The organism is Desulfovibrio sp. 1188_IL3213 (genome assembly GCF_036763145.1).
In the GTDB taxonomy this organism is placed as follows: domain Bacteria; phylum Desulfobacterota; class Desulfovibrionia; order Desulfovibrionales; family Desulfovibrionaceae; genus Desulfovibrio.
The window spans coordinates 21,621-30,602 of the sequence record NZ_JBAIYR010000005.1 but is presented as its reverse complement, the minus strand read 5'-3'; the positions used below and the strand labels follow the sequence as shown (position 1 = coordinate 30,602).

Here is an 8,982-nt window from a genome sequence, read left to right as displayed (position 1 = left end):
CAAGCTTTTCCCATACCTCATCAGAAATGTCATGTCGCCGATGTGCTGGAGTTGTCATAATCACCTCGCTGTGCGAAGAGTATGACAGAAAAAGCAAATCTAAACAATCTCGTGACTACAGTGCCTAGATCATAGCGAAAAAAAGCTTGCCAAGCATGCCCTGTTCGGGTAAATCAATCTTCGCGCCGAAGTGGTGGAATTGGTAGACACGCTAGGTTCAGGGTCTAGTTCTCGCAAGGGAGTGGGAGTTCGAGTCTCCCCTTCGGCACCATAAGAAAAGCAACGGGTTAGCAAAGGTTTATTCCTTCGCTGGCCCGTTTTGTTTTTTGTATTATCTCACTTTGCCCCCAAATAGCCCCCAAGTCTGGGGGAGCCCCCTTGCTGTTCCCTTTTGGGTTGTATCTGTATGGGCGGCCGCTATGTCCCATGTCCAACGGTTACGCGTAGGCGTTGCCGGTGCCCTTCGTCATGGGAACATTGCGGCCGCTTCCTTTAAAGACGATGTTGCCCTTGAATACGCCCAGGCCCAGGACGAGGAGACCAAAAAGTCCAAGGGGCGGTCATAATGCGCGCTTTTCCTCCCATCTTCCCGCCCATTCCCTTTTTGGATGGCCCGGAAATGGATTCGCCCCTTCCGCGTGGGAAGGCCGTGGGAATCAGGAAGACCGGTACATAAAGGCAACAGAAGAATCCACATTTTGTGATTGTGGTTTTTAAGCTGTGCGGCGCACAAAAGCGTTTGTGCGATGCCCGAAACGTCTGGCAATTATAGGGGCATTGAGACAAAATTGCGCACAGCAGCGTTTGTGCGAAATTCGGTTTCGTTGTGCAACGTGGTCACGCCCCCCAAAAAACACATTGAAATCCTTGCCCGCTATCAAAATCGTCATTGCCGAGTGAGAAGAACCTACTCCGCTTGTGGAATTTCTTCCCCGATGTTGTGACCTATGGCGCAGTTGAGCCCCACATCACTTGCCGCACCGTATACGCCCACCATCGTGCCTATAAATTCTTCATTTCCCTGCCAAAAAGAGATACCGCCAAGCCTTCGGGGCAGGGCGGCGGCAACAGCGGGAAGTATGACTGCTCCAAGTTCAATCGGCGTTATGCAGTGGCCCCAAAATTGTACAGGATTGCCGGGGAGCGATTCAGGCCCTTCCTGCCTGGCATCCAGATCGGTTTCGGCATCGCTCGCGCCAGTCCCCAGCAGTTCCAGGAGGGCCTCTCGCTCAATGCCCCGAAGTCTGAACAGTAAAAAAGGATCCCGATCAAATTCCTCTGCCACAAGGTAGTAAACAGCGGCAATATGCTTGCACGGATTTGACCAGTCAGGGCACGAGCAGTCGGTTGTAAAATCATCCTTCTTTGCCGGAAAAAGCGACAGTTTGGCCTTTTTGAAAACTTCTTCAATCTGTTGCGGCATCTGACCGGACAAGAGAGCGGCGGAAAAAAGGGCCTCCTTGCACAGCGCATGGCCGATGGTGACCCACGCATCAGCCTCCAGAGGCTTGACCCGCATGGTGACAGTATACGGCTTGGCCCGTGAACCTTGCACTTTGGCGGAGATGCAGCCTTTTTCCATTTGTATGGACACGACCTGCCCTTTGCGGGCATAAGCGCGCCCACGGGTCAGCCTTGCCCCCAGCCCGAAGCTTTCAATAAGTTCAATCCAGCGTTTGGCCCACCAGTTTTGCCCAAAGCCGCCGCGCCGGCTTTGGGACTTGATGCCCCCCTTGACCTCGCGGGCTTGCGATGGAGGAAAGCCGCCATATTCAGGATACCAGGCCATGTTTACCCCTCTAGAGTATATCAACTTTGAGAATGTACATTCTCAAAGTTGTCATTCTGCCGAAAAATGCGATTTTCGGCAGAATCCACGCCGCGTTGCGGCGCGATGCACTCGTGTGCAGCGTTGGAGCATTTAAACTTTTTCAAAGTTGAAATGCTCCAGAGCGTTTTCCCGCAGCGCGAACAAATCCCGAAGTTCCTGGTTGGACAGTTCTGTCAACCATGCCTCGCCAACCCCTACCACTGCGTCGGAAATTTCTTTCTTGCGCTCAATCATGGCATCAATCTTTTCTTCCAGCGTACCGCTACAGACAAATTTATGCACGAGCACATTGCGGTGTTGGCCGATTCTGAAGGCACGATCCGTGGCCTGATTTTCCACCGCCGGGTTCCACCATCTGTCATAGTGAAACACATGGTTTGCCGCAGTGAGGTTAAGCCCGGTAGAACCGGCCTTGAGTGAAAGAATAAAAATCGGAGGGGCCTGGGCATCATCCTGAAAGCGTTCAATCATCCGGTCGCGCGCCTTTCGTGTCACGCCGCCGTGCAGAAAAAGTACCTCTCTGCCGAGGGTGTCCTGCAAATGCGCCCTGAGGATGTCGCCCATTTCCCTGAACTGGGTGAATATCAAGGCTCTGTCGCCCACGGTCAGAACCTCTTCCAGCATTTCAGTAAGGCGGGCGAGCTTGCCGGAGCGCCCGTCTATGGCCGAATTGTCGCCAAGGAAGTGGGCGGGGTGGTTGCATACCTGCTTGAGCCGGGCCAGGGTCGCAAGAATAACACCCTTGCGCTGGATGCCGTCCACCTCGTATAGCGTACGCTTGAGATCTTCAAGCACAGCGGCATACAGCGACGCCTGCTCCCTGGTCAGCGGGCAAAACTCTTTCATTTCCACCTTGTCGGGAAGGTCGGAAATGATGGATGTGTCTGTCTTGAGGCGGCGCAGGAGGAAGGGCGCGGTAAGGCGCTTCAGCCTTGTGACGGCTTCGGGATCGCGTCCGGTCTGGATGGGCATGAAGAAACGCTTGCGGAATTCTTGCTGGTTGCCCAGAAGGCCCGGATTGAGAAAATCCATAAGGGACCACAGGTCGCCGACGTTGTTTTCCACCGGCGTTCCCGTCAGGGCTATGCGGTACGCCGCCGGTATTGCCCTGGCGGCCCTGGCCTGTTTTGTTCCGGGGTTTTTGATATTTTGCGCCTCATCCAGAATGACGCCGCCCCAGGCAATTTCCTTCAGTACCTCCACATCCCGCTGGAGAAGCCCATAGCTTGAGATGACCAGCGCCTGCGCGGACGCAAGCCGCCTGAAGGCCGCTCCTTTTTTGCGCTCAAGCCCGTGATGCACCATGACCGGCAGTTCGGGAGTGAATTTTTCCGCTTCTCTGGCCCAGTTGTTGACAACCGATGTGGGACAGATGAGCAGGCTGGGCATCTTTTTGCCGGAAGACCATAATCTTTGCAGCAGGGCCAGGGTCTGGATGGTTTTTCCCAGGCCCATGTCATCGGCCAGGCAGGCCCCCAGGCCCCATTGCTGCAAAAAGGCGAGCCAGGAAAATCCCCGCGCCTGATAGGGCCGCAAAGTTCCGCCAAACTCCGCCGGGGGCTGCAATTCCGCGCAGGGAGTCCGGCCCTCCAACTGGTCGAGCAACTCGCTGAGCCAGCCCGAACTCTGCACACCGCCAAAGGCAAATCCCTGGGGGGCATCCTCACCGCCAAGGGCCATGCGGAGAATATCCCGGGCCGGGGCGGCATTCTTGCTGTTTTTCTTCCAGAAATCAGCGGCGGCCAGAATCTCCTGGCTATTGACCTCCACCCACTGCCCCCGCACCTGCACCAGAGGAACCTTGAGCCGGGCCAGAGCCAGAAGGTCTTTATAGGTTATAGGCTCTCCGCCCAGCGAAACCTGCCAGTCAAATTCCACAATGGTGTCAAGGGAAAGACCGCTTGAAGAGCGGAGTTTGGGGGACGCCGCCCTGGACTGAATGACCGGGCGGAGCTTCGCGCCTTTGCTGGTCCACCACGAAGGCAGCATGACGCCGAACCCGGCCTGCTCCAGAGCCAGGGACGTGTGCGTCAGAAAACTGTGCGCGCCCTGAACGTCCAGACTGTAGCCTTCGGGGGCGGCATCCTTGAGGCTGGCCGCAATCTCCGGCGAAATGCCGGAAGCCTGACCGAGCGCCGAAAGCACATACTCCCTGGCATCTGCGCCCAGATGCTTCACTATCGAAGCACGTTTTTTGGGACCTGACCAGAGATCCCGTATGGGGAGCAGGAGACTGCGGTCGTCATGCGGATGCAGGAGATAGGAAACCCGCCAGGCGGAATCGCCCTCCGGCGGAGAGACAGGGAGAGCATTGCCCAGGGCCGCGTCGTCATTTACGGGCTCTTCGAGCCTGAAGCAGAGCCGCACCGGGGATTTGGACAACACCGTTATGGGGCGTTTCCAACGGGCAAGGGTGCTTTTCAGGCCTTCCACGTCCTTTTGGGGCCAGTCTATGCGACCATCTGGCGAGCGCAGAGCGGCCAGCCAGGCGTCATGCACGCTCTCCGCTGCGGGCTGCGACCATGATGCCCGTAATGTGCCGGAAGTGCTGGCCTGGTTCTTCTTATTCGACAGTGCTTGCGGTATGGCGGAGCGGACAAGGGCGTCCACCATGTCAATCAAAAAAGCGCGCAGCACAGAAGCGGCGGCGGTGGAAGGCGGCGCTTTGTCGTCAGACTTGGTCAAGGCTCTGGCCGATGGGGGCATGGCGGAGGCAAAAGCGGCGAAGCGTGGCTGATCCTCCGCAGTTATCACCGGTTCCCATACGGCGCGGTAATGGCCGTCGACCATCCGCACTCCGGGCAGATAACGCTGCCTGGCAACAAGAGCGCCGGCAAACCTGAGCATTTCGGCCCAATACGCCAGGTCATGCCCCAAAAGAACGCCACGGGCGAGAGTTTGCTTGCCCGTGCAATTTGCCAGAACAGTTGCGGCTTCCCGGGCATCAAGCTGTGTGGCTGAAACGCGCCAGGGGCGGAGATGCACTGTTTTGCCAGCGTACTTCACATCGTGGAGGAGCCGATTCGAAGGCACGGGGCCAGACTTGGAGGACGGCAGCCAGGCCATGGCCTCAAACGGGCGTGCACCGTTTGGAGAAAGGCCAAGATGCTCGGTCAGAATTGCATCAAGAGCGGCCTGCCCGGCGTCAAACGGAGAAGGGGTGGGAAAAGTGGCGGACGAGAAGGGGATTGCGGCTTTTTTCCCGGATGTGCGCTTCGGGGAGAGTGCCAGGGCTGTGTCCACCATCGCAGCAACATCGGAAGAAGGAGCGGAAGATACTGCAGAGGCTGGCGAACTCTCGCCCCAAAGCAGAAATCCCATCTCCGTCTGCGCGGCGTGGAGGATAATCATTGGCTGTTACCTCTTGCTTCTGGAAGGCGAGGATGACAACATGACGCCAAGCCCATTGACATACACTACTTTCAGGTGTGGCGCGCGTCAATTGCATAGAACTGCTTTGTGGGTGGCCAGATTATGTGACCCAGTAGACGATACGGATTATTGTCCTGTTCGGGTGAAAGAAGTCTCGCCTGCCCATAAAACTGAAATATTATGAACCGCGAACTATTGAAGCTTTGACAATATGAAAAAGATTATTTTTTTCGATCAATACGGGCAACTGGGCGGCGGGCAACAGGTTCTTCTGGAACTTGTCAGGGCCGCGCTGTCGGGCAGGTTTGCAGTAACAGTGCTGATTCCCGCAGGTCCCTGCGCTGACAAGCTTGAGGCTCTGGGCGTTGAAGTTCGGCGTATTCCGTCCTGCGCTTTGACGCAGGGCAAGAAAAGTATTGTGGATGTTCTCCGACTTGCAATGCTTGATCTAGTAGTTTTTTTACAAAATTTCACGATGTTACGTTCCGCAGACCTGATTTATGTCAACGGCAACCGGCTGCTGCCCGTGGCCCTGCTGGCGGAGATGCTCTTGGGCAAGCAAGCGGTCTGCCACATCCATCTCAATCACGGCACAATGGAAAAAAAGCTGTTCCGCATTTTTCTTGGGCGGCGACGTACCAAGGCCATTGTGGTGCCGTCCGATTTCATTCAACGCGAATTGGTACGCTATGACGCCGCTTTTGCTTCTCCTCGGGTGCGCTTGGTGGAAAATGGGTTGGATGACCGTTTCTCAGAAACAGCTTTTGAAGACAGCTTCTCTGGCCGCCCCTTGCGGCATGTGGGCATTGTGGGCAGGGTGTCAGCAGAAAAGGGGCAGGATGTTCTGCCAGCTCTTGCGCGGCGGTTTCCAGATATGGAGTTTCATGTATTGGGCGATGCAGCGTTTTCTTCAGAGAATTTTGATGCTGCACTGCGCCGTGAAAGCCCGGCTAATGTGCATTTTTACGGGTGGGTGGAAGATCTGCCCCATAAGGTGCGTGAGATTGGCTTGCAAGTCTGTCTTGTGCCTTCGCGTTGTCCAGAAAGCACACCTAGGCACAGTTTTGAGGCTGCTCCGCTTGTTCCTTTACAGATGGCCGCGCTCTCATGTCTTGTACTGGTGCGCCGCCTGGGCGCACTGGAGGATGTCGCGGAAAACCTACAGTTAGCCAGCTTCAATTCAGATGAAGAACTTATACCCATGATTGAAAATCTGCGGGCGCAGTCAGCTACAGATCTCCTTGGCCAATGCCACCACAGTCATATGCTTGCGGTATCAAGATATAGTCACAATGCTTTTCATGAGCGCCTGAAAAAACTTATGTGTGCGCTTATGTCGGAGTGAGAGCTTTTTACCTAAGTCCTGTCGCCTTCCAGGAGGCGGCGCAGCTTGCTTCTGTGGCTGCGCAGCGTCACGTGCCGGCAGGCCGCGAGTGCTCTTGATATGCCTTTACTGAATCAAGGCCATAGGCTTTTGAACCAGCTATAAAAAGGGCGCAACCGCCGGGTTAGCCATGGGGACGAAAAAACAAGCCGTCGCAGTGGCTTTCCATCCGCCACCAACACGTTGGGTCGTGCCATGCAGCGTCGCAGCAGGTGAAGCCTCTTCTGCTGCTCAGGATCATCGTGATTCTGAAGATTGAAAGCCGTTTCTCGCAAGTTAGTCTTTCCTTTGCGCCGAATAACGTCTTTCAGCAATACTTCCCAGGCATCATAAACTATTTTGGGTGTATAGGGAGTGGCCGCTTCTCTGCCTTTGTTCCCCATTTTTTCTCTTATGACAGCGCTTTGCATCAGAGTTCGCAAAGCCCCGGCCAGACTTTCCGCAGTCATTTCCGGCGCCAGCAGGCCTGTTTGCCCGTCCAGGATCAAGGCATTGACACCCGGGGATTGGGCAAAACCCACCACAGGCAGGCCAGCAGCCATGGCTTCTACGACTACCAGCCCAAATCCTTCATGTCTCGAGGGATGGCACATCACGTCAGCCAGTGCGTAGCACTCTTCTGGCCTGGTTGTGCGCCCGCAAATATGCGTATTTTTTCCGATACTTAATCGCTGTATTTGTTTCTGCAGCCGTTTTTGTTCCGGCCCCGCCCCCCATATCTCCAGATGCCACTGTGGAAAATCGTGGGCCAGCATGGCAAAGGCGTCTATAAGAATATGATTCTGCTTGTCACGCTCAAGGCGTCCCATGCTCACTATTGTAAGGTGATCTTTGGGCTGTCGTGGTAATACTGGCAAGCTGACGGCATTGGGGATTACACGCGCCTTGCCGCGTAAACATTCTGGCAGGCTCGGCAGGCAGGAAGGCAGAAGCATATGAATGGCATCGGCGGCAGCCATAACTGCCAGCCTTTCCGCACGGTTCCAGATGCGGCCCTCGACATCTTCAGGGGTGCTGTGCTCGGAAATGACCAGAGGGACGCCACTGTCCCACAGGGCCACGCACCAAGGGAGGTGGCGGCGATCTGCGGCAGGAGAGATGCAAACATCAGGGGAACACGACAGAACCTGTTGGCGAAAGTTGGCAAGGTGCCCTTGCCTGCCGTTATGTGTGTATACGATAAAATGTACCCTTTCATCCACAGGATACATAAGATTGGCTGGCAGGGGTTCTGAAATGAAAACATAGACCTGATGCCCCCGAGTTGTCAGGGCAGAAGCCAAATCACAGACAACTCGTTCAATGCCCCCTATGACGTTGAGAGAGTGTCCATCTATAATGATATTCATGGATCCCAATTACGTTAAAAGGCAGATAAGTTCTTTACGGTGTTCGCGCAGAATCGCCTCAGCACGGCTCTTGTCAAAGCCGTACATTTCCACGAGCTTGTTAATGATCATAAAGTAGATGTCGCAACTCACCAGAAATTTTTTGTCTTTTCCCGGTAAAAAACGCATATAATAGCGTAAAAACTTGTAATTTTTCTTCAAAGCGTATTTGAAGCTTTCGTAGGGGGTGCGCATCCAGGGCTCATGCCCCGGCCCCCAGTAAAACCTCTCCTGACGCAGCCACAGCACCTCGGGGGAAAAAATAACATTGCCGTGAGCTATGGTGTGTAAAACCCAACTCATGTCTGTGCCGAAGTTGTCTACATCACTTTTCAACAGCCCAAAAACATGATCATTCGGGTCGGGCTCGGCCGACCTTTTGTATAAACCCCAAAGCAGAGTGGGCCCTTTGAGCCTGTACCAGTGGTGCAATGTAAGAAATTGAAAAAAGTTTTCTTCACGCGTGCCCTGAAAGAACCCGTCAGGGATGCGAATGTTGTCAAACCGGCGGCCACTGTGCATGTCATAACATTCAGGTTGCGCGGCAGCCAAGGCATAGTCCCCCTGCTGATGCAGCGCATACATTTTTTCTATAAACGTGGGGTAGTATACATCATCGTCTGAAGCATGCAGATAATATTGCCCAGAATAGCTATTGCGCAGAAAAGACCCATTATAGTAGGGCCCACCATTCTCTTTGTGTCGGGTGTATTGAATGCGCGCATCCCGTTCGGCGTAAGATCGTATGATTGCATCAACTCGCGGGTCTGGTGAGGCATTGTCGGCAATGAGTATTTCCAGATTCTGGTATGTTTGCGAAATGATACCTTCTATCGCCGCACCAATGGTATCCGGCCGATTATAGCTCAATATGCCAACGCTGATCAGAGGCGCTTCTGACATGTGTGATCCTCAATGAGAGATTCAATTTATAAAAACGTACTGCTTGGGAACGTATGTAGATAGAAAAACGCAAAGCTATAGCAGTAAACTTTATGCCCTCCACA

5 protein-coding genes and 1 tRNA gene are annotated in these 8,982 nt (G+C 54.5%); 2 read left to right on the top strand and 4 right to left on the bottom strand.

Annotated elements, in window-relative coordinates; genetic code table 11:
- The first annotated feature begins 184 nt into the window (after nt 1-184).
- Nucleotides 185-271: transfer RNA gene (locus V6C16_RS00925), tRNA-Leu, on the top strand.
- Nucleotides 272-907: 636 nt separating this feature from the next.
- On the opposite strand, the gene V6C16_RS00920 is transcribed toward V6C16_RS00925, so the two are convergent.
- Both V6C16_RS00920 and V6C16_RS00915 read right to left on the bottom strand, forming a co-directional pair.
- Nucleotides 908-1,789, bottom strand: a complete 882-nt coding sequence (locus V6C16_RS00920) for an SWIM zinc finger family protein (RefSeq protein WP_333536793.1) — start codon at nt 1,787-1,789, stop codon at nt 908-910.
- 132 nt (nt 1,790-1,921) lie between these two features.
- The gene (locus tag V6C16_RS00915; protein ID WP_333542722.1) at nt 1,922-5,152 is read right to left on the bottom strand and encodes a DEAD/DEAH box helicase; all 3,231 of its coding nucleotides are present in this window, start codon (nt 5,150-5,152) and stop codon (nt 1,922-1,924) included.
- Between the two features lie 262 nt (nt 5,153-5,414).
- Here V6C16_RS00915 and V6C16_RS00910 point away from each other — a divergent pair, with 262 nt between their 5' ends.
- Entirely contained in the window at nt 5,415-6,548 is a 1,134-nt protein-coding gene (locus V6C16_RS00910; RefSeq protein WP_333536795.1) for a glycosyltransferase family 4 protein, read from the top strand.
- A gap of 113 nt (nt 6,549-6,661) precedes the next feature.
- Here the strand turns inward: V6C16_RS00910 and V6C16_RS00905 are convergent, their stop codons facing one another.
- Both V6C16_RS00905 and V6C16_RS00900 read right to left on the bottom strand, forming a co-directional pair.
- Entirely contained in the window at nt 6,662-7,936 is a 1,275-nt protein-coding gene (locus tag V6C16_RS00905; RefSeq protein WP_333536796.1) for a glycosyltransferase, read from the bottom strand.
- Nucleotides 7,937-7,945: 9 nt separating this feature from the next.
- Nucleotides 7,946-8,878: a glycosyltransferase family 2 protein gene (locus V6C16_RS00900; RefSeq protein WP_333536797.1), complete on the bottom strand. Its 933-nt coding sequence runs from the start codon at nt 8,876-8,878 to the stop codon at nt 7,946-7,948.
- Nucleotides 8,879-8,982 lie beyond the last annotated feature (104 nt).